Source organism: Enterococcus sp. S53 (assembly GCF_016516865.1).
Lineage (GTDB): Bacteria > Bacillota > Bacilli > Lactobacillales > Enterococcaceae > Enterococcus_D > Enterococcus_D innesii.
In genome coordinates, this window is sequence record NZ_JACVUH010000013.1 from 73,095 (window position 1) to 95,766 (window position 22,672).

23 protein-coding genes are annotated in these 22,672 nt (G+C 44.9%); 17 read left to right on the plus strand and 6 right to left on the minus strand.

Annotated elements, in window-relative coordinates; genetic code table 11:
- Positions 1–18: 18 nt before the first annotated feature.
- The gene (locus IAE45_RS14505; protein WP_081119239.1) at positions 19–1,890 is read left to right on the plus strand and encodes a beta-glucoside-specific PTS transporter subunit IIABC; all 1,872 of its coding nucleotides are present in this window, start codon (positions 19–21) and stop codon (positions 1,888–1,890) included.
- Positions 1,891–2,077: 187 nt separating this feature from the next.
- Here IAE45_RS14505 and IAE45_RS14510 read toward each other — a convergent pair whose 3' ends face one another.
- A complete protein-coding gene (locus tag IAE45_RS14510; RefSeq protein WP_005233292.1) occupies positions 2,078–2,749 on the minus strand; it encodes a cyclic nucleotide-binding domain-containing protein in 672 nt (223 codons plus the stop codon).
- 196 nt (positions 2,750–2,945) lie between these two features.
- Between IAE45_RS14510 and IAE45_RS14515 the strand changes: the two genes are divergently transcribed.
- The 5 genes from IAE45_RS14515 (at position 2,946) to IAE45_RS14535 (ending at position 7,177) form a co-directional block, all read left to right on the plus strand.
- Positions 2,946–3,878, plus strand: coding sequence for a phosphate/phosphite/phosphonate ABC transporter substrate-binding protein (locus IAE45_RS14515; RefSeq protein WP_016620312.1), 933 nt, complete (start codon positions 2,946–2,948; stop codon positions 3,876–3,878).
- Positions 3,879–4,038: 160 nt separating this feature from the next.
- Positions 4,039–4,830 (plus strand): phosphonate ABC transporter ATP-binding protein, encoded by a 792-nt coding sequence (gene phnC / locus IAE45_RS14520; RefSeq protein ID WP_005230661.1) that lies wholly within the window; start codon positions 4,039–4,041, stop codon positions 4,828–4,830.
- A complete protein-coding gene (gene phnE, locus IAE45_RS14525) occupies positions 4,802–5,581 on the plus strand; it encodes a phosphonate ABC transporter, permease protein PhnE (protein ID WP_010748971.1) in 780 nt (259 codons plus the stop codon). The genes phnC and phnE (IAE45_RS14525) overlap by 29 nt, the downstream gene beginning before the upstream one ends.
- Positions 5,578–6,360: a phosphonate ABC transporter, permease protein PhnE gene (gene phnE / locus IAE45_RS14530; RefSeq protein ID WP_200126667.1), complete on the plus strand. Its 783-nt coding sequence runs from the start codon at positions 5,578–5,580 to the stop codon at positions 6,358–6,360. The genes phnE (IAE45_RS14525) and phnE (IAE45_RS14530) overlap by 4 nt, the downstream gene beginning before the upstream one ends.
- A gap of 4 nt (positions 6,361–6,364) precedes the next feature.
- On the plus strand, positions 6,365–7,177 hold the full coding sequence (locus IAE45_RS14535) for a metallophosphoesterase family protein (RefSeq protein WP_081119240.1): 813 nt from the start codon (positions 6,365–6,367) through the stop codon (positions 7,175–7,177).
- A gap of 69 nt (positions 7,178–7,246) precedes the next feature.
- Here the strand turns inward: IAE45_RS14535 and IAE45_RS14540 are convergent, their stop codons facing one another.
- Together IAE45_RS14540 and IAE45_RS14545 are read right to left on the minus strand one after the other, a co-directional pair.
- Positions 7,247–7,723, minus strand: coding sequence for an ImmA/IrrE family metallo-endopeptidase (locus tag IAE45_RS14540; RefSeq protein WP_034858679.1), 477 nt, complete (start codon positions 7,721–7,723; stop codon positions 7,247–7,249).
- Positions 7,724–7,728: 5 nt separating this feature from the next.
- Positions 7,729–8,061 carry a helix-turn-helix domain-containing protein gene (locus IAE45_RS14545; RefSeq protein WP_005230670.1) on the minus strand — a complete coding sequence of 111 codons (333 nt, stop codon included), beginning with the start codon at positions 8,059–8,061 and terminating at the stop codon, positions 7,729–7,731.
- 163 nt (positions 8,062–8,224) lie between these two features.
- Here IAE45_RS14545 and IAE45_RS14550 point away from each other — a divergent pair, with 163 nt between their 5' ends.
- Positions 8,225–8,590, plus strand: coding sequence for a hypothetical protein (locus IAE45_RS14550; protein ID WP_081119241.1), 366 nt, complete (start codon positions 8,225–8,227; stop codon positions 8,588–8,590).
- A 54-nt stretch (positions 8,591–8,644) separates the two neighbouring features.
- Here IAE45_RS14550 and IAE45_RS14555 read toward each other — a convergent pair whose 3' ends face one another.
- Positions 8,645–10,396 (minus strand): ABC transporter ATP-binding protein, encoded by a 1,752-nt coding sequence (locus IAE45_RS14555; RefSeq protein ID WP_008380198.1) that lies wholly within the window; start codon positions 10,394–10,396, stop codon positions 8,645–8,647.
- Positions 10,397–10,455: 59 nt separating this feature from the next.
- The gene (locus tag IAE45_RS14560) at positions 10,456–11,301 is read right to left on the minus strand and encodes a MarR family transcriptional regulator (protein ID WP_081119242.1); all 846 of its coding nucleotides are present in this window, start codon (positions 11,299–11,301) and stop codon (positions 10,456–10,458) included.
- A gap of 201 nt (positions 11,302–11,502) precedes the next feature.
- On the opposite strand from IAE45_RS14560, the gene IAE45_RS14565 reads away from it, so the two are divergent.
- The 4 genes from IAE45_RS14565 to IAE45_RS14580 all read left to right on the plus strand — a co-directional run bounded on the left by IAE45_RS14565 (position 11,503) and on the right by IAE45_RS14580 (position 14,332).
- Positions 11,503–12,108 carry an NADPH-dependent FMN reductase gene (locus tag IAE45_RS14565; protein WP_081119243.1) on the plus strand — a complete coding sequence of 202 codons (606 nt, stop codon included), beginning with the start codon at positions 11,503–11,505 and terminating at the stop codon, positions 12,106–12,108.
- 35 nt (positions 12,109–12,143) lie between these two features.
- Positions 12,144–12,665, plus strand: a complete 522-nt coding sequence (locus tag IAE45_RS14570; RefSeq protein ID WP_077452405.1) for an NADPH-dependent FMN reductase — start codon at positions 12,144–12,146, stop codon at positions 12,663–12,665.
- 224 nt (positions 12,666–12,889) lie between these two features.
- Positions 12,890–13,723 carry a glycosyltransferase family 8 protein gene (locus IAE45_RS14575; protein ID WP_005233315.1) on the plus strand — a complete coding sequence of 278 codons (834 nt, stop codon included), beginning with the start codon at positions 12,890–12,892 and terminating at the stop codon, positions 13,721–13,723.
- A gap of 141 nt (positions 13,724–13,864) precedes the next feature.
- Positions 13,865–14,332 (plus strand): TspO/MBR family protein, encoded by a 468-nt coding sequence (locus IAE45_RS14580; RefSeq protein ID WP_081119244.1) that lies wholly within the window; start codon positions 13,865–13,867, stop codon positions 14,330–14,332.
- Between the two features lie 47 nt (positions 14,333–14,379).
- Here IAE45_RS14580 and IAE45_RS14585 read toward each other — a convergent pair whose 3' ends face one another.
- Positions 14,380–16,185 (minus strand): M3 family oligoendopeptidase, encoded by a 1,806-nt coding sequence (locus tag IAE45_RS14585; RefSeq protein ID WP_081119245.1) that lies wholly within the window; start codon positions 16,183–16,185, stop codon positions 14,380–14,382.
- Positions 16,186–16,576: 391 nt separating this feature from the next.
- Between IAE45_RS14585 and arcA the strand changes: the two genes are divergently transcribed.
- The 6 genes from arcA (at position 16,577) to IAE45_RS14615 (ending at position 22,599) form a co-directional block, all read left to right on the plus strand.
- Entirely contained in the window at positions 16,577–17,800 is a 1,224-nt protein-coding gene (gene arcA / locus IAE45_RS14590) for an arginine deiminase (protein WP_200126665.1), read from the plus strand.
- Positions 17,801–17,819: 19 nt separating this feature from the next.
- Positions 17,820–18,839, plus strand: coding sequence for an ornithine carbamoyltransferase (gene argF / locus IAE45_RS14595; protein WP_200126663.1), 1,020 nt, complete (start codon positions 17,820–17,822; stop codon positions 18,837–18,839).
- Positions 18,840–18,856: 17 nt separating this feature from the next.
- Positions 18,857–19,792: a carbamate kinase gene (gene arcC, locus IAE45_RS14600; protein WP_200126661.1), complete on the plus strand. Its 936-nt coding sequence runs from the start codon at positions 18,857–18,859 to the stop codon at positions 19,790–19,792.
- Positions 19,793–19,834: 42 nt separating this feature from the next.
- Positions 19,835–20,524 carry a Crp/Fnr family transcriptional regulator gene (locus IAE45_RS14605; protein ID WP_096741861.1) on the plus strand — a complete coding sequence of 230 codons (690 nt, stop codon included), beginning with the start codon at positions 19,835–19,837 and terminating at the stop codon, positions 20,522–20,524.
- A gap of 44 nt (positions 20,525–20,568) precedes the next feature.
- The gene (locus IAE45_RS14610; RefSeq protein WP_200126659.1) at positions 20,569–22,020 is read left to right on the plus strand and encodes a YfcC family protein; all 1,452 of its coding nucleotides are present in this window, start codon (positions 20,569–20,571) and stop codon (positions 22,018–22,020) included.
- Between the two features lie 81 nt (positions 22,021–22,101).
- On the plus strand, positions 22,102–22,599 hold the full coding sequence (locus tag IAE45_RS14615; RefSeq protein ID WP_077452397.1) for an arginine repressor: 498 nt from the start codon (positions 22,102–22,104) through the stop codon (positions 22,597–22,599).
- The last annotated feature ends 73 nt before the right edge of the window (positions 22,600–22,672 follow it).

Here is a 22,672-nt window from a genome sequence, read left to right on the forward strand (position 1 = left end):
AAAAGGAGTGTTGAAAAAATGAGTTCAAATAAAGAAATTGCCGTTCGCGTCCTCGATGCGGTGGGTGGAAAAGAAAATGTCAACAGCGTGGTGCATTGTGCGACCCGCTTGCGTTTCAAATTAAAAGATGAGAACAAAGCGGATACGGCACGCTTGAATCAAGACGACGACGTGATCCAAGTCGTTCAAAGCGGCGGACAATACCAAGTGGTGATCGGCAGTCATGTCAGCGATGTTTATCGTGAATTGAATGGAGTAGCGAACTTCGATGGCGAAGCAGACAGCAAAGGCGACAAAGGCAACCTGTTGAATCAACTGGTGGATATTATTTCGTCGATCTTCACGCCGTTTTTAGGCGCAATGGCAGGTGCCGGGGTCTTAAAAGGATTCTTGACGCTGGCAGTCACCTTGAATTGGCTGGCAGCTGATTCTGGTGTCTACACTGTATTGTATGCGATTGCCGATGGGTTATTTACCTATTTACCAGTGATGTTGGCTTTTACTGCAGCGAAGAAGTTTCGTACCAATGAATTTCTAGCGGTTTCCTTAGCGATGGCATTGGTTCATCCAAACATTACCGCTTTGGCTGGACAAACGTTGAGTTTCCTAGGCTTACCGGTCATTATTGGTGCGAGTGCTTATACGTCTTCCGTCATTCCGATTATTTTAGCGGTCTTTTTACAAAGCTATGTGGAGCGTTTCTTTAAAAAAGTCATTCCTAGCTTCTTACAGATCATCTGTGTGCCTTTAGCGGTCTTCTTGATCATGGCGCCATTGACCTTTATTGTCGTCGGTCCACTAGGAACGATTTTAGGAAACTTGTTAGGTAGTGCTTACGACAGCATTTACCACTTTAGCCCACTGATCGCCGGGGCTGTCATGGGTGGTTTATGGCAAGTCTTTGTGATGTTTGGCATGCACTGGGGCTTTGTACCGATCATGATGTTGAATCTCAGTCAAACCGGTGTCGATACGATGGTGCCGATGCTGTTGCCAGCTGTCCTTTCTCAAGGGGGTGCAGCGCTAGCAGTATTCTTTATGACAAAAAATGTGAAACTGAAAGGGTTGGCCCTTTCTTCAACGATCACCTCAATTTTTGGGATCACAGAACCGACGGTGTATGGGGTAACCTTGCCTTTGAAAAAACCATTTATCGCCGCGTGTATCAGTGGTGCCATCGGGGGAGCCTTCATCGGCTTCAGCCAAGTCGAAAACTATACCTTTGGGTTAGTCAGCTTACTAAGTCTGCCGTCCTTTATCCCACAAGATACGAAAGATCTAAGTGGTCTGATCGCAGCTTCCATCGGCACGGCTATCGCTTTTGGCGCAGCGTTTGTCTTGACCTTCTTCTTACGTTTTGAAGATCAGCCAGCAACCGATGCCAGTGCAGCACCGGCAAAAGAGCCAGTTACACCCACAGATAGTTCGTCTAAAGAACGTGTGATCCTCAGCAGTCCGTTAGAAGGCAAAGTGGTTCCCTTAGCAGAAGTCAAAGACCAAGTCTTTTCTTCTGGTGCATTAGGAAAAGGCATCGCCATCGAACCGACCATCGGGGCTTTGTATGCGCCGGCAGATGGCACCATCACGACGCTCTTTCCTACCGGCCATGCTGTTGGTTTGACCACCACGGATGGAGCAGAAGTCTTGATGCATATTGGTATGGATACCGTGGAACTAGATGGCAAAGGCTTTGAGGTCTTTATTAAACAAGACGATCAAGTCAAACGCGGTGATTTGTTGGTGAAGTTTGATCTAGATACGATCAAAGCAGCCGGCTTATCCACAATCACACCAATCGTTGTGACGAATACCCCGCAATATTTAGATGTGATGGATATGAATCAAACCGATGTCTTGCAAGGAGAAGACTTCTTAGCCATCGTAAAATAAGCAAAAGAAACCCGATCCTCGACTGAATATCAGCAAGGATCGGGTTTTTTGTAAGAAAATAAGGCGCAGTTGCCCTTCTCGCTTGCCTGACATGGTAGCAAATGCTTGTCACAGCGCTAGTTAAGGGCAAGGCCAACATCAGGAATGCCAACTCAGGGAAAATCCGAACATTCTTATGGGCTGCTCCTTACACATGGCTTAAATTTTCGGCAAGTGACTCTAAAGCGGGGAAATCGAGAATTGCATAGCCCTGTTTTTGTTTTTCGATCAGCTTGTCTTCACGAAAGCTGGTAAAGGTTCGTAGCAGGTGGCGATAGCTGACATTCAAGATTGCGGCACAGGTGGTCAACTGAAAGGAAAAGTGTTGGTTTTCTTGATGGGCAAGAATAAATTTGGCCAACCGTGTCTCTACAGGTTCCGTCAATGAATTCGCTAAGTTGATCCCCGAATTCAAGCGGGAACTGAGCAACTGACAGATGGTTTGCAAAAAGCGGACGTCTTGTTGCAAGGTGCTGCGGTAGCGATTCAAAGGGATGCAGACACAGACGCAAGCAGAAGCGGCTTTGACACTGCTTTTTGGCAAGAGTTCCCACAAAGAGGAAGCTTCTCCCAAAGGTGCAGCTGGCTTGGCGTAATCAATACAAATCGTTTGGGTATCCGAAGAGAAGGAATAGACCATGACGGTTCCTTCTACGAGAAAATACAAGTATTCAGAAGGCGTGCCCGTTCGAATCAGGTGCTCTTCTTTTTCAAAGGAATGCAAAGTGGCCATCGCTAACAAATCATTGTCCATATAAGATTGCAGATCGTATGTGTCAATGTAATTACTGAGGCGTGCGGTATCATCGATTTTTTTCATGGAAATCAGCCACTCCTGAATGGTTTTCTTTAAGTATAGCTTAGTTCCCCTTTTGACTCAACACGAACGATAAATAAAATCTAATGTAAATTGTATGTAAAAATAAGGTAAAATAGGACATGTGTCACTTCATTTTGAAGGGATACTTGGTATGATTTGAATGTAAGAAAGCTTCAAACCATTAGGAGGAGAAAAAATGCCATTGAAACGAATTGTTAAAGGAATGTTAGGAATTGCGTTAGTTGCAGCATTGACCGGCTGTGGGAATGGGAGCAGCAGCAGCGACAGCAGTGCCGCAGCCGAAAAAGAAAAGCTGGTGGTACAATTTGTACCGACCAATAATGACGGCTCGATGCAAGCCAAAGCAAAACCGTTTGCTGAGTATTTATCAAAAAAATTAGACCGTGAAGTAGAAGTAACGTTAGCAACGGATTATTCGACGATCGTTGAAGCCATGGCTTCTGGACAAGTTGATTTAGGAATCATGCCGCCAGCCGCTTATGTTCAGGCCAAAGACATGGATGCAGCCGAAGCGATTTTGACTTCTCAATTAGGTGCCTATGATCCAGAGACCGGCTTGCCATTAGAAGGGGAAAAAACCAATACCTTCAAAGGGGAGATCTTGGTTCGTGCGGATAGCGATATGACAGAATTGACGGACTTAAAAGGGAAAAAAATCGCTACATTGAGTCCGAACTCTGCCAGCGGCTATATTTACCCAGTTGCCGAGTTGAAAGATGCAGGAGTTGATCCAACGACGGATGCTACATTAACGACGGTGAACGATATTCCAAGTGAGATCACTGCAGTCTTGAATGGTCAGATGGATGCCGCCTTTGTGTTTCAAGGGGCACGGAATGTCTTTGCGTCAAGCTTCCCAGACAACGATTTATTCGAAGATCTAAAAGTTCTTTACTTAACCGAAGGGGACATCCCGAATGACGCCATTGCCGTTCAACCGACGATGGATGCTGAACTAAAAGAGCAGATTAAAGAAGTGTTCTTGAACATGGCAGATGATGAAGAGGGTGCCGAAGCAATGAGCTTGTGGGGACACCAAGGGTATGAAGAAGCAGCAGATTCTGCTTACGATACCATTCGCGATTATACACAACGAGCAGCAGAGTAAAAAATCAGGGATTGCGGTAGAAGGATAACGGGACACGGAGATGTGCAGCGATTTACTAGGGGAATAGGTGGAATACGCAATATTAGTGCATTTTTTAGTGAGATAGACCGTGACCGATTGGGGAAACTTTGCCGCGGTCCCTACATAATGGAGAAAACAGATGATAACTTTTGAGAATGTATCCAAAGTCTACCCAAATGGGGTCAAAGGATTACAGAACATAGATGTAACGATTGAACAAGGAGAATTTGTGGCCATCATTGGTTTGAGTGGTGCTGGTAAGAGTACCTTTTTACGCTCGATCAATCGCTTAGTGCCAATCACTGAAGGAGATATTCGGGTAGACGGCAAATCAGTTACGAAAGCCAATAAAAAAGAATTGCGCTTGATTCGTCGACAAATCGGATTGATCTCGCAAAGCTTCAATTTGGTCAAACGTAGTACTGTCCAAAAGAATGTGCTATCTGGTCGTTTGGGGTATTACGGGACCTGGAAAAGTATTTTAGGGTTGTTTACGAAAGAAGACTACGAAAGAACGAAAGAAGCGCTAGCGACTGTCGGCTTGTCAGACAAACTGCAAACGAGAAGCGACCAGTTGAGTGGTGGTCAACAGCAGCGAGTATCCATCGCCCGTGCCTTGGTTCAACAAGCGCCGGTGATTTTAGCTGATGAACCCGTGGCATCACTAGATCCCATCACGACAGAGAAAGTGATGGAGGATCTGAAGAAGATCAATCAAGAAATGGGCAAAACGATTGTCATCAATCTGCATTCGATTCCCTTGGCTCGTCAGTATGCGACAAGGATCATTGCCTTAAAAGCAGGTGCGATCGTTTTTGACGGCAACGCAGCCGCTTTGACAGATCAGCGTTTAGAACAAATCTATGGCAAAGCAATTTTTGAAGAAAAGGCAGGAGAAATCGATGAAACTGAAAGAAACAGTTCATTTTAATTGGTACAAGCACCTGCTGCTGGTTCTTTTATTGCTGCTCTTTTTTCAAAGCAGTGCCTGGATCACGGGGGCTGATTTTGCCCAAGTGTGGTCGAATCGCAGCCAGATGACGGCTTTCATGGCTCGCTTTTTGCATCCGGATTTTAGTTATTTACCGCAACTGATGATGCCCTTGATCAAGACATTGCAGATGTCCTTTTTAGGCACCGTTTTAGGAGTAGTCGCAGCAATACCGGTGAGTCTGTTGGCGACAACAGTCGTGACAGAAAGCCGTTGGGTCTCTGTGCCGATGCGTTTTCTCTTAGGGCTGGTGCGGACGATTCCCAACCTATTGTTGGCGGCATTGTTCGTAGCGATTTTTGGGATCGGTGAAGCCACTGGTGTTTTGACCATCGCGGTCTTTACCTTTGGTATGGTTTCACAGCTGATGTTCCAAGCGATCGAAACCATTGATTTTGCGCCAATCGAAGCAGCAGCGGCGGTAGGGGCAAATAAATTTCAAGTGACTGTTTGGGCGATCATACCTCAAGTCATCAGCCAGTTTGCCAGCTATACTTTTTATGCCTTTGAAGTCAATGTTCGAGCTTCGACGGTGTTAGGATATGTTGGTGCCGGCGGGATCGGGGTCATCCTGAACGCCTCATTGGCATTATTGAATTATGAACGGGTCTCAATCATTATCTTGACGATTTTGCTAACGGTAGCGATCGTTGATTTTCTCAGTGAGCGGGTAAGGAGGTCATTCCTATGATGATCAGAGAAGTGAAGAAAACGACTTGGCTATTATGGGGACTCTTTGCTATCTTACTGGTATTATCCGCAGCGACGCTGGATTATTCCGGATTGAGTACTTTTTCCTTAGCGATGGGAAGAGATGTCCTGCAAGGGTTGAGTCAGCCAGACTGGTCTTTCTTTTACGACGGTAGCGGGGAGGATCTGTGGAGCTTATTGTTACTGACGATCGGCATCGCTTGTCTAGGAACGATGATCGCAACAGTCTGTGCGATACCGGTGACTTTGCTGAGTGCCGCCAACCTATGGGATTCTGCGCCGTGGGTCGCGAAGGTCGGCAAAATGATCTGCAATATCTTGCGGGCATTTCCAGAGCTAGTTTATGCGATTATTTTTGTCCGTGTGGTAGGTCCGGGACCTTTTGCTGGGGTTATGGCGATCGGTGTCCACCAGATCGGTATGCTGGGCAAGTTGTTTACCGAAGAAATGGAAGCCATGGATGAGCGCTTGACGGAAGAGATGCAAGCAGTTGGTGCCAACTTTTGGCAGACGATGTTTTTCGTGCGGGTCCCTTACTTAGCACCCATCTATAGTTCCTTTGCATTGAATCATTTTGAAATTGCGGTCCGCAGTGCGGCAACATTAGGGTTAGTCGGTGCTGGCGGGATCGGTGCACCATTGATTTTTGCTATTCAAACCAGAACCTGGAGCAAGGTAAGTATTATTTTGTTGGGCGTCGTTGTGACCGTCTTCTTATTAGACCAGTTGACTGGAATCATCAGAAAGAAATTGAGATAAACCTATGAATGTATTGCATATATCAGATATCCATTTTCGAGAAAGTTACCTGCCTTGTGAAGAAGGGTATCAAGGAATGCTGGCAGCCATGCAAAATCCCTTGATTCCTCTGGAAGAGTGTATCCAGGATGCCAAGGCGCGAGGGGCGATCGATTTGGTGGTGATCAGTGGCGATTTGACCGAAGATGGCGCGCCTGCCGATTATGCCTCTTTGAAGCGATATTTAGAAAAAGCCTTTGGCTCAGTGCCGTTCGTGGTAACGCTAGGTAATCACGATATCAAACGGCATTTTCGCCAAGGCTGGCAAGGTAAGTCAGTAGAAACCGCCAGTGATACGCCTTTTAATCAAGTCTATGAAACGGAGACATTGGCGATCGTGACTTTCGATAACTCCTGTTATGGCTATGCCGACGGTATCGTAGATGAGCGACAGTTTGAATGGCTGCAAGCCACGCTGGCTCAGCTCAAAGAGAAAAAGATCGCCTTTGTGACGCACCATCATTTGTTGCCTTATCAAGCAAGCACGCCGGCATGGGCCGGTGCCGATCGTTTGGTAGCATTATTGCAGCAGTATCAAATCTCTTGTATTCTCAGTGGACATACCCATCATGCGTTTACGGGAACGATCGCAGGGATCCCTTACTATACTGTGGCAAGTATGTCGTTTGTCGGGGAAGATGAAGGCGATGGAATGGTCCGTTTTGAAGAACGCTATGGATACAATTTGTATCGTTTCGAGGAAGGTGCGCTGGTTCATCAATCCTCAGAAAACTATCGACCGAACCGTGTATTGATGCGGGTCAACATGCAAGGATAAAAAACAGACGTTCCGTCAACTCTGCCTTTAGCAGCAGAAAAGGAACGTCTGTTTTTGTGTAAAAAAGGCTTAACCTTGATTGCCAAAGGTTTTGACAACTTCAATCGTGCCGTCGATATGGAAAAACAAGGTATAGTTTTCTTCGGTTTTGATACCGTCAAAGCGGCGAGCATAATACGTGACCGCATCTTTGAAGGTTTGTGGGGGAACCCCTAAAAAATCAGCGCATGCCGCCAATGTTTTGCAGCCTTCTTCAAAACAAGCGATGATATCATAGGGCGTGACCACGATCGCAGAACCAATGTCGCGGGCTTTGCGTTCTTGTTTGCGCTTTTCGTTGGTGTCTTGGGCGGTAATGTCGCCAGCACTGGTCAGATAATGACCGATTTCTTCACCGATGGTGCTCAAGAGGTCTTCTTGTGATTGGTCAGGGTTCAAGTAAATATGGTGATCGATGTACAATCCTTGCTGACCATCAGGCATATTTTTATCGAAAATAAAGTGCAAGTCTGGGTAGGCGGCCATCAGTTCTTCTACTTTATCCATTTCCATCATTCCTTTTGGGCGTGCCGCTGTTTTATAAATTCAATGTAGCTGAGGATATCTTCCATCTGCTCATCGGTGACGTCATCATCAATATGGGCCGCAACGGTTTGAACTTTTGCAGAGGGCGGCGTAAAGCCTGCCGGGACTTGTCTGCCTAATAAAAAATCGGTGGATACTTGAAAAATCTCCGCGAGTTTGACGATGGTCTCGCCATCGGGTTCGTTACGATCATTTTCGAAATGCGAATACGCTGCGCGGGTGATCCCTAGCTGATCTGCGATCTGCTGTTGGGTTTGGTTGGTTCGTAGTCTGAGTGTTCTTAGCCGTTCGCCAAGCATGAGTGATCGCCTCCTTTTTTGTAGTATAGCACGTTGGATATAATTTGTATCTATTTTTGTATTATTTGATATAAAAAATATCACATCAGTTGACGATACGAATCGTATCTTTTATACTGGGAACAGATGATATGAATCGTATCAAAAAGAATGGGGGAGGATCATGGATACATCGATCGTAACAGTTGTCTTGCCGTCACTCATTACTGGTGTACTTACTTATTTGGCTACCCGAGTATCCAGCAAAGCGAATTTGGAACAAACGAATATCGAAAATGCCCAAAAGCTTTACCTAAAATATGAACAGATCAATCAAGAATTGACCCATAAAATCGATCAGTTAGAAGAAGAAGTCCAAAAGACCGCCAAAACCTACCAAGAAGAAGTCTTGGTCTATCAAGGAAAGCTTGCTACTGCCCAAAGCGAACGGGATTTTTTGCGGGCAGAAAATCAGGTGCTGAAAGAATTGCAGCGAGTAAATCAAGTGCCTGTGGCGCGTGAAGAGAAGCAACATTCAGCCGTTGGCTAATAGAAAAAAACTGCTTATCCATCAATAAGCAGTTTTTTTTCTAGTTTTTATTCTTTAATTGATCATTTGTTCATTCACGTAGGCAGCATAAAGCGGGTGATTGTTGATCAATTCTGCATGGGTACCTTGACCGGTAATGGTACCTTTTTCTATAAAGTAGATTTGATCGGCATCCACGATGGTCGACAAGCGATGGGCGATCACTAATGTCGTGCGCCCTTCCATTAGATGATCCAACGCCCGCTGGACCTTTTCTTCCGACTGAGAATCTAGGCTGGCGGTCGCTTCATCGAGCATCAGCAGCTTGGGGTCTCGCAAGAATGCTCGTGCGATGGCGATCCGTTGTTTTTGCCCGCCAGATAGTTTGACGCCGCGTTCGCCGATTTGTGTTTCTAGTTTTTCGGGGAACTCTTGGACGAACTGATCGGCATAAGCCAATGCCAGTCCTTGCCACAATTCCTCCTCTGACAGTGTTCGGCTTAATCCGTATTGCAAGTTTTCCCGAATCGTACCGGCAAAGACCGCACTGTCTTGGGAAACATAGCCGATCTGTGCCCGCCAGTCCTGCAGATCAATGTCAGCTATCGGCTGTTCACCAATCAGCAAGCGCCCGCTGGTGGGTTCATAAAAGCGTTCCAGTAAAGCGAAGATCGTGGATTTTCCGCCGCCGCTTGGTCCCGCAAAAGCAATCACGGTGTTGGGTTTGGCTTCAAAAGAAATGTTTTGCAAAATCGGCCGTTTGGGATCGTAACTGAAATCGATCTGTTCTGCCCGTAGGACTGCGCCGTCGATAGCGGCTTTGGGTGCTGCCTGGATCGGCTCCAGCGGCGTATCCAAAATTTCTTGGATCCGTTCCGTAGCACCCATCGCTTTTTGGACTTGTGAAAAGAACATCGCAAACGTCGTCACAGGCGCAATAATATTAAAGAGATACAGTAGAAAAGCAATCAATGCGCCACTCGTCAAGGTGCCGGCTTGGACACGGATCGCGCCATAACCGAGGATTCCTACGAGTAAGCCCAGCATTGCCGTCGTCATGATTGGCTGCAAAATCGCACTAACTTTCGCATCCTTGACCCCGAGGGTAAAGATTGCCCCAATGTTGCGCCGACCGTTTTCTTGTTCACTAGCTTCTCCGTTGCTGGCTTTGATCAAACGGATCTCTGAGAGTTTTTCGCTGGCATCCGCATTGAAATCGGCAGTCGCTGCTTGTAGTTGGCGTCCTAGTTTCGACATGATCTTGCCGATCGGCCACATGATCAAGGTGATCAAAGGCACCGCACTGAACATGATCGCCGCCATCTTCCAATCCATCAAAAACAAGATGATCATCGAACCAACCAATTGGATCAAGCCAGTGACAAAGCTGGGAAATTGCGAGGTGACTAGTTCTTTGATCACGGAAGTATCATTAACGAGTCGCGAACTGCTTTCCCCCGACTTATGGTCATCAAAATAGCTGACTGGCAAATGCAGCAGATGTTTCCAAAGACGTTCTCGTAATGTTTTCACGGCACTTTCTCCCACATAGCGCAAGAGAAAGCCGCCTAAAGTGCCTACGCCTAATTGCAGCACAAAGGCTAGGATCAAAACGACCAGCATGGAGGTGCTGAACGTGGGGGTGCCGCTGGCATCGACTAGCGTTTTCGTCAGCTGCGGCACGACCAAACTGGCGGCACTCGTGATCAGGCTAAAGAGCATCCCTAAAAGAAACAAGCCTTTCTTGGGATTGACACTGACGATCAGGTGGATAAAGTCTTTCATTTTAAATTTGTTTTTGTTCACTGTTGGTGTCGTTGTTTCCATTCGTTTTCCTCCGCTACAAGCAAGATGTCCTGCAGCTTTTTCTTTTTCATTAGGTGCTATTAGAAATCCTGCCAATCATCTTCGGCTGCTTCGTCTTTAGAAGCGGAATCAGGTCTTGCTTTGCGGTCTTGTCCAAACCCGTAGGCATCAAAAAAGTTGCCTTTTCCCCATGTGTCCCGTGGATCATTCGCCTCGCTACTATCAAATGGCCCAAATGGCCCAAATGACCGATTGCCAAACATGCCGCGGTGTCCAGGAAATGGCATTTGCCGCATGGCTTCTTTGATCTGCTTTTTCATTTGACGCCGCTCGTCAGCGCCCATATCTTGCCAAGTATCTTTCATTTGTTGCTTCATTTTTCGGCGATCGTCATTCGTCATTTCCTGCCAATTTCCACCCCATTGCTTCATCATCTGTTCCCGGATCTCCTGCATAGCTTGTAGACGATCCATCGGGTCAATAAAGCGTTGCGTCTGTTGCTGAAAGTCAGCTTCCCACCCAGCGGCGATGTTTTCAAGCAGACGAGCAAATTCGGTTTGTTCTTCCTCTGTTAACCCAGCAAAAAACGTTTGACTGCTGGCGGCTTCTTTTTGTGCCAGTAATTTTTCTGCTTTTTTTCGTCCAGTCTCTGTCAGAAAGATTCGTTTGATCCTTTTGTCGGCTGCATCTTCTTTGCGTTGGATATCCCCACTGCTTTCCATTTTCTTCAATAGTTCTGCCAAGGAACTTGGCCGTAAATCTAAAACTTCTGCGAGGTAATTTTGCACCAAGCCATCTTCTAAATTTAAAACGGCTAGGACGCGTTGCTGTCCAGAAAGGCGTTGGTTATTTTGACTCATAAAAGCATTGCTGGCTTCGCTGATAAAACGAAGCTGTTTCATTAAGTGATCGGTCATTGTACTCATTGAGAACACTCCTTTTGAATTATTGTTCGGTACCTAATGATATCGATGAGTTGATTATAGTTCGGTGCCGAACGAATGTCAAGAGGAAGTAGCTGGGATTTTTTTCTAACAAAAAGTAAGCAAAAGGATTGACTTACTAAAAGTAAGTTTGATATGCTGAGTCCATCGTTAAAGAAAACACAATAAAAGGAGTACAAAAGAATGGTCTTTGGATTTGGGAAAAAAGAACAAATAATTGAAAAAGAAGTAATTAAAGAGGTGTATCGCACTCCGGAAAAGAAAAAAGCGCAAAAAATCGGAATCATCGTTGGCAGCACGAGAGAAGGCCGCGTGAGTCCGCAAGTAGCCAATTACGTGTTACAAACAGCACGAGCACATAGCGACCGCTCGTTTGAAATCATTGATATCAAAGACTACGACTTGCCCTTTATGGGTACAGGCGAAGCGAACCAAGCGTGGAACGAAAAAATCGCTGAATTAGATGGCTACATCTTCATCGTGCAAGAATACAATCATGGGGTCTCGGCTTCCTTGAAAAATGCGTTGGACAGCGCCCGCGAGGAATGGTTCAACAAAGCAGCAGCAATCGTCAGCTATGGTTCAGCAGGAGGGATTCGGGCCGTTGAGCAAGTTCGCTTGATTTTGGCGGAACAAAAAGTAGCCACGGTGCGCACTAATCCAGCCTTCAACTTATTTACTGATTTTGAAAATTTTGCCACCTTTACTCCTGGCGAACATATGACGGCAGGAATGAACGATATGTTGACGGAATTATTGGACTGGGCAGACACATTTGCCAATCGTTAAAAAACAAACGAAAACAATCTTAGGAGGAACCTATCATGAAATTTGGTATTATTTTAGGCAGTACAAGAGAAGGACGCGTTAGTCCGCAAGTCGGAGCATATATTCAAGAAATTGCTACTCAACGGTCAGAGCATCAGTTTGAGATCGTGGATGTAAAGGCATTTGATTTACCGTTTATGGGAACGGCTGAGCCAAACATGGCATGGAACAAAAAAATCGCTGAGTTAGATGGCTATATCTTCATCGTGCAAGAATACAACCACGGTTTTGCAGCTTCCTTGAAAAACGCCGTAGATTCTGCTCGGGAAGAATGGTTTGATAAAGCAGCTGGGATCGTCAGTTATGGTTCTGGCGGTGGGATTCGGGCCGCTGAACAATTGCGCAACGTTTTAGCTGAACAAAAAGTTGCCACCGTGCGGACCAACCCAGCCTTCAATCTCTTCACTGATTTTGAAAATTTCAGTACCTTCAAACCAGGTGCGCACATGGCTGCAGGTGTCAATGACATGCTAGATGAATTGTTGTTGTGGTCAACAGCATTTGCCACGATTCGCTGATCTGTTTTAGGATGTCACCATTTATCATCGATCATTTGCTGGTTCATTCATTGAATGGAGCAGCATTTTTTTGCGTTTCCAAGGGATGGTTTTCACTGGAAAGGCTATTTCACTGAAAGAATGACTAAAAATCGGGTATACTAGAAGAGCAGAAGATGCGGGCAACTGCGTTCGATTTTTCCAAAAACGAGCACGCAACCAGTAACAGAGGAGTGAACAAGAGCATGAATCTACTTTTTGCGATTGATGATCGATTCAGTGAACAATTAAAAACAACGTTATATTCAATCAAGCGCCATACGACAGCAGCATCTTTCGATGTCTATGTCTTACAAGAAAAAGAATTGAGACAAGGTGCAGAGCTAGAGGTCTTTTGTCAAAAATTGGCGATGACCTATCATCCCGTCATCATCGGTTCTGGTTCGATCTTTAAAACCGCGCCAGTTAGTGACCGCTACCCAGAGTCGATCTACTATCGATTGTTGGCACAAAATTACTTGCCGCAGCAGGTGGAAAAGATCCTGTATCTAGATGCGGATATTTTGTGCATCAATGATTTGCGCCCCTTGTATGAGCTGACGTTAGGGGATTTTCTGTATGCCGCCGCCAGCCATTCTAAACTGACAGAAGTGACAACAGTCATCAATAAAGTTCGGTTACGCAATTATGAGTCGGAAGGCTACTATAATTCAGGCGTTTTGCTGATGAACGTGCATCAGCTACGGCAAGAGGTCAAAGAAACAGAGATCGCAGCCTTCATTGAGAAAAATCATTTGAACCTCTTTTTGCCGGATCAAGATATTTTGAATGGGTTATATGGCGATCGGGTGCTGGCGATTCCTGATCAGCTCTATAACTATGATGTACGGAAAAACCGTACGTATGAGACAATCAGCCTAGGGGAATGGAGCTTGGATTGGGTCATCGAACATACCGTTCTGCTGCATTTTTGCGGCAAAGAGAAGCCATGGAAGAAAGGCTATCGCAGCCGCTACGGTTCGTTATACAAATATGTAGAAAATGAACGGCGGAAGTTTGAAGAGGAACAATCAAAGTAGCTGTCATTGAATATAATCAAAATTACCTTGAAAGAAACGTCCACACGGGCGTTTCTTTTTTTAAGCGTTCTATTCTGCTTTTTTTCGATTCGATGGTACGATGAAACGAGAGAGTCATGAAAAAAAGAAGGAGTGGAGAACATGAAATTTTTAATTTGGCTGGTCTGTGTGATCGGCATTGAAGCAACAGGAATCATCTCGAGTTTGTTTGCAGGGGACATTGCCGGAACGTATGCGCAAATGGAAAAACCCTTTTTGGCCCCTCCTGGCGGGATCATTGGGATCGTTTGGACGATTTTGTATGCTTTTATGGGAACGGCGTTGTATCTACTGATCGTAGCCAAAGTCAATCCAGCACTTAAAAAAAATGCCTATATCTTTTTTGCGATTCAGCAAGTATTAAACTTCTTGTGGAGTATTGTTTTCTTTGGCTGGAATGCTTACTGGGCCGGAACCATCATTATTGTCTTGTTAGTGTTATCAGTAATTATCTGTATGATCCTCTTTGCCCGTATCGACAAAAAAGCAATGTACTTGTTTATTCCTTATTTGATTTGGTGTTTATACGCAGGCTACTTAACGATTGGCTTAACTTTATTGAATGCCTGATAGAAAAACCCTCTTCCAAGCGTCGTGTTGGAAGAGGGTTTTTTCTTTTAGATATAGTCTTCAGTCAATTCCATAAAGCTGGCAACATCTTTTAGGACCATGTCGATCCCTGCTTGCCAGAAGTCTGGTTTTGTTAAATCAACACCAAGGTGTTTTTGTGCCAATTCTTCGGTGGTCATTGAAGCAGTATCTTGCAATAAAGCAATGTATTCTTCTTCAAAGCTAGACCCTTTTTCATTGGCATACGCGTAGATCCCCATACTAAAGAGGTAACCAAAGGTGTACGGGAAGTTGTAGAACGGCACATCGTCAATAAAGAAGTGCAATTTGGCTGCCCAGAAATGCGGGTGATAAGTCGCTAACCCATCCGCATAGCTTTCTTTTTGCGCCGCTGTCATCATTTCCGTGATTTGTTCCGCTGAAACTAAGCCCTTTTGACGAGCTTGATAGAAGCTGTTTTCAAAAATAAAACGTGCGTGGATGTTCATGAACATCGCGATCGCATTTTGCATTTTGGCATCCAATAGATTGATTTTTTCTTCTTTTGTTGTTGCTTCTTTAAGGGTTGCATCCGCAACGATCAATTCAGCAAAGGTACTTGCTGTTTCGGCAACGTTCATGGCATAGTTGCGATTTAATTCCGGCAGCTCCCAAAGAACGCTGCTGTGAAACGCGTGACCGAGCTCATGGGCGAGCGTCGCTACTTCGTTGACTGAATTGCTGTAGGTCATGAAAATACGTGACTCTTTGGTTTCTGGCAAGCTGGTGCAATAGCCGCCAGGACGTTTGCCTGGACGATCTTCTGCTTCGATCCAGCTTTTTTCAAAAGCGACTTGGGCAAAGTCAGCCATTTTCGGACTGAACTTACGGAAGTTGGTCAAAATAAAGTCAGCTGCTTCATCAAAGGTGTAGGTTCTTTCTTCCATGTCCCCAAGAATGATTGGCGCATCTTGGTCTTGCCATTCCATTTTTTCTTTGCCGAAAAGCTGGGCTTTGCGGGTCAAGAAATCAACGATCGGCTGTTTGTTTTTTTGGATCGTGCCCCACATAGCATCCAATGTCGCTTTTTGCAGACGATTGTATTCTAATGGTTCCTTCAAGTAATCAGTGACACCGTGAAGTTTGAAGGTAGAGAGGCGGAAGCCGTCTAAGTGGTTCAAGGTATCCGCAAAGAGGTCTTCTTTTTCTGCCCACGTCTTTTCCCAAGTATCGAATAAACGCGCACGAACTTCCGGATCAGGATCGCCCATCATTTTATTGAAGGCTTGACCAGCTGACAACTTGATCGTCGTGCCGTCTTCTTGCTGGAAAGGAATTTCGATTGAGGCAACGATTGTATCGTAATGTTGGCTCCAAGCATTCAAGCCATCTAAATTTAAAGTGTTGATGATGGTTTCTTCTGCCTCGGATAACAATTCTTTGCCGTCGCGGCGAATCTCGCTTAAACGAAAAGCGACAGATGCTAAGTTTTCTGCTTTAACTAGTGCTGTCCAATCATCCTCAGAAATTTCTGTCAATTTTTTTGAAAAAACGGTTTGTGCTGCTTGCAGTGCTGGCAATTTTGCATAGAGGTCACCCGTCAGGATTTTGGCTTTGCTGTCATTGACATTGGCTGAAAGCAAGGCATTGATAAAGCTACCACATTGTGAAAATCCTTGACTGATAGTTGCGGATAAATCAAGTAACTCTCCTAATTTTGCTGCATCGTCTTCGCTGTTGGGCGACCATGCATCGACTGTTGTTCGGTAATTTGCAATTTGTTCTTCCAGTTGGCTCATGCGTTCTTTTAATTGAACAGAATCGCTGCCTCCCGGAAAGATTGTTTCTAGATCCCAATTGATTGAATAGGTCATTCCTATCAAACCCCTTTCTTTTCCTTCGATCTTATTAAGTATAGCATAACGAAATTTGGTCGCAACCATCAGAATCCTTATGAAATAAGGGTTTTTGATGAAACTGTACCAAAAACAAAAAATGGAATGTATATCTCCTTGATCTATTGATAGGGCGGAAAAACGTCAAAAATAAAAAAACTATTACATCCTCATCAAATTCTTAGAAAAAAAACGATGGATAAATATTACATATGAAAAAAAACAGCGAGTAAAAAAACGTCTGAAGAGCGATATTCGCTTTTTCATGCATAATGCCAAATCCTTTGCGAAAAGAACACGAAATATACCACTACGAAAGCGTATACAATTAGGTAGCATAGAGGCGTAAACAGAAGAAGGAGGAAGAAAAATGCCAAATGCTATTCATGTTTTTTCAGAGATTGGACGCTTGAAGCAAGTCATGCTTCACCGCCCTGGTCGGGAATTGGAGAACCTGGTTCCTGATCATTTGAACCGCCTGCTATTTGATGATATCCCTTTTTTGGAACAAGCCAGAGCAGAACATGATCGGTTTGCGGAAGTCCTACGTCAAAATGATGTGGAGGTGTTGTACCTAGAAGATTTAGCTGCTGAATCGCTCACGTCACCAGAAATCAAACAGCAATTTCTCAAGGATTATTTAGCGGAAACAACGATCCAAAGTCCCGAGATCATCAAAGAAGTCACGGATTATTTTCTGTCTTGTGACAATGATCGGGAACTGATCGACAAAACCATGGCTGGTTTAGCCAAAAATGAACTGGAGCTGCCAAACACCAAGAGCCTCGCTGGGACCGTGGATGATCAATACCCATTTCTGATCGATCCAATGCCGAATTTGTATTTTACGCGCGATCCCTTTGCGACGATTGGAAACGGCGTTTCGTTGAATCGCATGTATTCAGAAACAAGACGGCGCGAAACGTTATACGGCAAATATATTTTTGCTCATCATCCAATGTTTCAGCAGAATCCACCTCATATGCTTTATGATCGCGCCCAACCAACCCGCATCGAAGGTGGCGACGAATTGGTTCTGTCAAAACATGTGTTGGCGATTGGTATCTCGCAACGAACGGATGCCGCTTCGATTGAGCAGCTGGCCCGCAAAGTATTCGAAAATGAGCCAAGCTTTGAATATGTCCTAGCGTTTGACATTGGTCAAGAGCGCAAATTCATGCATTTAGATACGGTATTTACAATGGTCGATCATGACAAGTTTACGATTCATCCAGAAATTGAAGGAGAGCTGACGGTTTATTCAATCTCACGAGCAGGTGATGGGGTGACGATCAAAGAAGAAAAGGACACGTTGGAAAATATTTTATGTCGCTATCTAGAACTAAATGCAGTTGAATTGATTCGTTGCGGCGGCAGTGATTTGATTGCAGCGGCTCGGGAACAGTGGAATGACGGTTCGAATACTTTAACGATCGCACCTGGCGAAGTCGTCGTATATGACCGCAATACCATCACTAATCAGAAGTTAGCAGAAGCCGGCATCAAATTGCACAAAATCTCCGGCAGTGAATTGGTTCGCGGTCGTGGCGGCCCTCGTTGCATGAGCATGCCATTTGTTAGAGAAGATATTTAAATCAGAGGAGGAATCATCGATGGAACAAGTATTTAAAGGAAGAAGTTTTTTAGCAGAAAAAGATTTTACGAAAGCCGAGTTAGAATACCTCATTGATTTTTCAATCTATTTGAAACAGTTGAAAAAACAAAATATTTCTCATCGCTATTTGGAAGGCAAGAACATTGCTCTTTTGTTCGAAAAAACATCGACTCGGACACGGGCGGCCTTTACGACAGCTGCCATCGATCTTGGTGCCCATCCAGAATTTTTAGGTGCGAATGATATTCAGCTAGGCAAAAAAGAATCCGTCGAAGATACAGCAAAAGTTTTAGGCAGCATGTTTGATGGCATTGAGTTCCGCGGGTTCAGCCAACAAGTCGTTGAAGATTTAGCCAAATTCTCCGGTGTTCCTGTTTGGAATGGCTTAACCGATGAATGGCACCCAACCCAAATGATCGCTGACTTTATGACCATCAAAGAAAACTTCGGTACCTTGGAAAACATTACGCTAGTTTATGTGGGTGACGGTCGGAACAATATGGCAAATAGTTTGTTAGTGACGGGGGCGATTTTAGGGGTCAACGTTCGTATCTGTGCACCAAAAGAACTTTTCCCAGCGCAAGAAGTGACAGATTATGCCAACGAATTTGCTAAAGAATCTGGCAGTCAGTTGATGGTAACAGAGGATATCCAAAAAGGTGTTAAAGATGCAGACGTCTTGTATACCGATGTTTGGGTGTCAATGGGGGAAGAAGACCAGTTCGAAGAGCGGGTGAAGCTGTTGAAAGATTACCAGATCAACCGCGAAATGGTGATGGCTACCGGAAAACAAGACGATGGCTTGATCGTGCTTCACTGCTTGCCAGCGTTTCATGATACGAATACGACGTATGGAAAAATGATCGAAGAAAAATTCGGCATTTCTGAAATGGAGATCACGGACGATATTTTCCGTAGTCACTGGGGTCGTCAATTTGAAGAGGCTGAAAACCGGATGCACTCAATCAAAGCGATCATGGCAGTAACCTTAGGCGATCTATTTATTCCTAGAGTGTAAGAAGGAGCAGTGAGCAGATGAGTGAAAAGAAACCAACGATCGTTGTCGCCCTTGGCGGCAACGCCATCTTAGCAGAAGATGCCAGTGCCAAAGGGCAAAAAGAACGGCTTAAACAGACGGTCGAGTATTTAATTCCCCTGATCCAAAAAGACGTTCATTTGATCATTACCCATGGGAATGGGCCCCAAGTGGGAAATTTGGTTTTGCAGCAGCAAGCGAGCGATTCTAGTAAAAATCCAGCGATGCCTTTAGATACCTGTGTCGCTATGACCCAAGGCAGTATTGGCTATTGGTTGCAAAATGAGCTGAGAACCCAGTTGAAAGCAGCTCAAATAGCGAAGCCGGTGGTGACTGTGGTCACGGAAATTACAGTCGATGCCCAAGATCCAGCATTTGCCCATCCGACAAAACCAATCGGGCTTTTCTTAACGGAAACGGCTGCCAAAGAAGCCATGGCGGCAACAGATGCCATCTATCGTGAAGATGCTGGTCGTGGTTGGCGGAAAGTCGTAGCCAGTCCTGCACCACAAGCGATCCAAGAAGTTGCCAGCATCAAAGCGCTGATTGAACAAAACACGATCGTCATTTGTGCAGGAGGCGGTGGCATTCCCGTGTTAGACAATGGCCTGGGTGTTGAAGCCGTGATCGATAAAGATTTTGCTTCTGAAAAATTGGCTCGTTTGGTCGATGCGGATCAGCTGATCATTTTAACGGGCGTAGAAAAAATCGCTTTGAACTTTGGCAAGGAAAATGAGCAGTGGTTGGATCATGTGACCGCCGCTGAATTGGAAACCTATGTCGATGAAGGCCATTTTTCACCAGGTAGTATGTTGCCGAAAGTGCAAGCCGCTTTGAACTTTGTCAAAATGGGGGCGGAAAAACAGGCAGTGATTACTTCTTTAGACAAGCTGGCGGACATCGAAGACGCTGGTACGCAGATCACCTGGAAATAAGCGAAGCAGCAAAGCAAGACCCAAAACATTGGAGTGAGAAAAATGATCGACCACCAAATAAAAGATCCATCAACAAGAGTGAACAGCTTTCAATGGCTGGAAGAAGAAAATCAGCAGCGGTTGAAAGAGCATATTTACTGCCGTACGTACAAAAAAGGCCAGGTACTTTTTTATGAAGGCGACGTAAGAGATCGGATATTCCTCGTGATAGAAGGACTTGTGCGGATCGAAAAAACCGACGGAACTGATTCCTATTGTTATGTAGATTTTGTTGGGCCTGATCAGTTATTTCCTTTGATTGGCTTGTTTGAAAGAGACAACTATGATGTATCGGCATTCGCTGCAACAGACATTGTCGTGCAGTTTGCAGCGATGTCGCTGTTTGAACCGCTAGTTGTTTCGTCTACAAGTCAGTTGCTGTGGCTCAATCAGCAAATGAGCCGGCAGTTGGAAAAGCAAAGACGCCGTGTCGAGTATTGTGTCACCTCCAGCGCGCAAACAAGAGTCGTCAATACGATTGGTCTTTTGATGATCGAGCATGGGCAGACACAAGGTGAGCAGATTCGCATCCCTTTTCCCGTTTTTATCAATGATATAGCCAAGTACAGTGGAACGACGCGAGAGACAGTCAGTCAAACGCTCAAGGCGCTCGTGCATAAAAGAAAGATTTATTATCGCTACAAAGAACTCATTATTTATGACCAAGATTATTTTTCTCATGTTGCCAAATAATGGCTGGCAGCAAATAGGATTGATTCAATAAAGGGGGAACACAGATGAAAAAAAAGCAAAAAGAAAAAAAGTCGCTGACATCGTTCAGTATCTTATTTCTGATCATTATCGCCTTGACGGTCGCTTCCTGGCTTTTAGCAGGGCAGCCTTTTGCGCCTTCTTTACCAGCAGGCCAAGAAGAGATGGTCAGCCAAGTGGTAGGTGCCAAGTTTTCTGATTTCTTTATGGCGCCTTTTAACGGATTTCGTGATGCGATCGAGATCTGTGTGTTTATTCTCTGTTTAGGTGGTTTTTTGAATATCGTCACGCGAACAGGCGCTTTGGAAGCCGGGATTCAACATTTGGTCAAAAAACTCAAAGGTAATGAGTTGATTTTGATTCCGATTTTAATGATCCTGTTTTCGATCGGCGGCTCCACTTATGGAATGGCGGAAGAAACGATTCCTTTTTATTCCTTATTAGCAATCACGATGGTGGCATCAGGTTTTGATACGATCGTCGCAGCAGGAACCGTTATGCTGGGTGCGGGTGCTGGCGTGATTGGCTCCACCGTCAATCCCTTTGCGACCGGCGTTGCGATGGATGCCTTGCGAAGCATCGATATTGCCCCAAACAACGGCACGATTTTAGTAGTCGGGGCAATGCTTTGGTTAGTCACGACCGCATACTGTATCTTTGTAGTGATGTCTTATGCCAAAAAAGTCAAAGCTGACAAAGGGTCGACGATCTTATCGCTGCAAGAGCAAAAAGAAATGGAAGAACATTTTGTCAAAGACACGAACGAAACCTTGGTGTTTACGCAAAAACATCGACTGATTCTAACGATTTTTGGCTTATCCTTTGTGATCATGGTGGTTTCCTTGATTCCTTGGGGAGACTTTGATATCCATGTGTTTGACGGTTGGACTGCCTTTTTAACCGGCAATAGTTTCGGAGAATGGTATTTTGGTGATTTGGCCATGTGGTTCTTCTACATCAGTATCATTATCGCGTTGATTCAAGGGTTCTCAGAAAAAGAAATCGTAACCAACTTTATTGATGGGGTCAAAGACATTTTATCAGTGGTCTTGATCATCGTTGTGGCACGGGGTGCTTCCTATATTATGCAGACGACCTACTTGGATCTGTTTATTTTGGATCGGGCTTCTCATCTTTTAGAAGGCTTATCGCCCGTCCTGTTCGTGATTGGCGCCTACATTTTGTATTTGCTCTTATCGTTCTTGATTCCATCAACTTCCGGACTAGCGTATGTATCGATCCCAATCATGGGGGCCTTGGCGCAAAGCATCGGACTCAATCCGAACGTTATGGTGATGATCTTTACTGCTGGTTGCGGATTAGTGAATTTGATCACACCAACTTCTGGCGTCGTGATGGGGGGATTGGAGCTGGCTCGGGTCAACTATTCCACTTGGACCCGCTTTATGCGCAAACCGTTACTTGTGATTGGGGTTTCGAATCTACTGATCTTGATCTTCTCGATGCTCTTCCTATGATAGGCAACCTGTCTTGCTGCTCCCCCACTGAGTGAGAGGTTCTGCTTATTTAAAAAGATCTGAGAGGAGCTGATTGAACAAATGAAGAAAAAAGAGCGTCAAGTGATCATCAAACGTCTTTTTGCGGAACACCGTATCGAATCTCAAGAAGAATTGATGAACTTATTAAAACAAGAAAACGTTACAGCAACCCAAGCGACGATTTCTCGTGATATGCGAGAAATGAATATTGCCAAAACCTATGCGAAAAATGGTCGTCCTTATTATTCGATTTTTGAATCAAAAGAGCGCAATTTGGAGGACAAAATTGCTTTTTCTATGTATGAATATTTAAAAGCGATCACGCAAGTCGAGTTTATGGTGGTGGTGCATACTGCGGGAAATGGAGCAGATGTCATCGCCAACTACCTAGATGAGATGGAGCTACCAGAGATCGCCGGTACCATCGCAGGTTTTGATATCCTATTGATCATTACCCCTTCAAAAGCTGCTGCTGAAGCCGTCGTTCGCCGCTTAAATCATTATGTCGAGGGCTATGAGATGGGTACAAGCCTCTTCAAGGATGAACCACAGGTCTGAAAATAAGCAAAAACTTGCAGGTAGGCAGCGATGTGTCGCTTAAGTTGTTTCAAAAGAAGTATGTCAGCTCTAT

Coding starts and splice junctions, on each gene's coding strand:
- IAE45_RS14550 (WP_081119241.1), top strand. CDS start 8,225: ATGGATACATCGATCGTAACAGTTGTCTTGCCGTCACTCATTACTGGT.
- IAE45_RS14585 (WP_081119245.1), bottom strand. CDS start 16,185: ATGACCTATTCAATCAATTGGGATCTAGAAACAATCTTTCCGGGAGGC.
- phnC (WP_005230661.1), top strand. CDS start 4,039: ATGATAACTTTTGAGAATGTATCCAAAGTCTACCCAAATGGGGTCAAA.
- IAE45_RS14575 (WP_005233315.1), top strand. CDS start 12,890: ATGAATCTACTTTTTGCGATTGATGATCGATTCAGTGAACAATTAAAA.
- arcC (WP_200126661.1), top strand. CDS start 18,857: ATGAGTGAAAAGAAACCAACGATCGTTGTCGCCCTTGGCGGCAACGCC.
- IAE45_RS14510 (WP_005233292.1), bottom strand. CDS start 2,749: ATGAAAAAAATCGATGATACCGCACGCCTCAGTAATTACATTGACACA.
- IAE45_RS14560 (WP_081119242.1), bottom strand. CDS start 11,301: ATGAGTACAATGACCGATCACTTAATGAAACAGCTTCGTTTTATCAGC.
- IAE45_RS14565 (WP_081119243.1), top strand. CDS start 11,503: ATGGTCTTTGGATTTGGGAAAAAAGAACAAATAATTGAAAAAGAAGTA.
- IAE45_RS14535 (WP_081119240.1), top strand. CDS start 6,365: ATGAATGTATTGCATATATCAGATATCCATTTTCGAGAAAGTTACCTG.
- phnE (WP_010748971.1), top strand. CDS start 4,802: ATGAAACTGAAAGAAACAGTTCATTTTAATTGGTACAAGCACCTGCTG.
- phnE (WP_200126667.1), top strand. CDS start 5,578: ATGATGATCAGAGAAGTGAAGAAAACGACTTGGCTATTATGGGGACTC.
- IAE45_RS14580 (WP_081119244.1), top strand. CDS start 13,865: ATGAAATTTTTAATTTGGCTGGTCTGTGTGATCGGCATTGAAGCAACA.
- arcA (WP_200126665.1), top strand. CDS start 16,577: ATGCCAAATGCTATTCATGTTTTTTCAGAGATTGGACGCTTGAAGCAA.
- IAE45_RS14545 (WP_005230670.1), bottom strand. CDS start 8,061: ATGCTTGGCGAACGGCTAAGAACACTCAGACTACGAACCAACCAAACC.
- IAE45_RS14505 (WP_081119239.1), top strand. CDS start 19: ATGAGTTCAAATAAAGAAATTGCCGTTCGCGTCCTCGATGCGGTGGGT.
- IAE45_RS14605 (WP_096741861.1), top strand. CDS start 19,835: ATGATCGACCACCAAATAAAAGATCCATCAACAAGAGTGAACAGCTTT.
- IAE45_RS14540 (WP_034858679.1), bottom strand. CDS start 7,723: ATGGATAAAGTAGAAGAACTGATGGCCGCCTACCCAGACTTGCACTTT.
- IAE45_RS14615 (WP_077452397.1), top strand. CDS start 22,102: ATGAAGAAAAAAGAGCGTCAAGTGATCATCAAACGTCTTTTTGCGGAA.
- argF (WP_200126663.1), top strand. CDS start 17,820: ATGGAACAAGTATTTAAAGGAAGAAGTTTTTTAGCAGAAAAAGATTTT.
- IAE45_RS14555 (WP_008380198.1), bottom strand. CDS start 10,396: ATGGAAACAACGACACCAACAGTGAACAAAAACAAATTTAAAATGAAA.
- IAE45_RS14515 (WP_016620312.1), top strand. CDS start 2,946: ATGCCATTGAAACGAATTGTTAAAGGAATGTTAGGAATTGCGTTAGTT.
- IAE45_RS14610 (WP_200126659.1), top strand. CDS start 20,569: ATGAAAAAAAAGCAAAAAGAAAAAAAGTCGCTGACATCGTTCAGTATC.
- IAE45_RS14570 (WP_077452405.1), top strand. CDS start 12,144: ATGAAATTTGGTATTATTTTAGGCAGTACAAGAGAAGGACGCGTTAGT.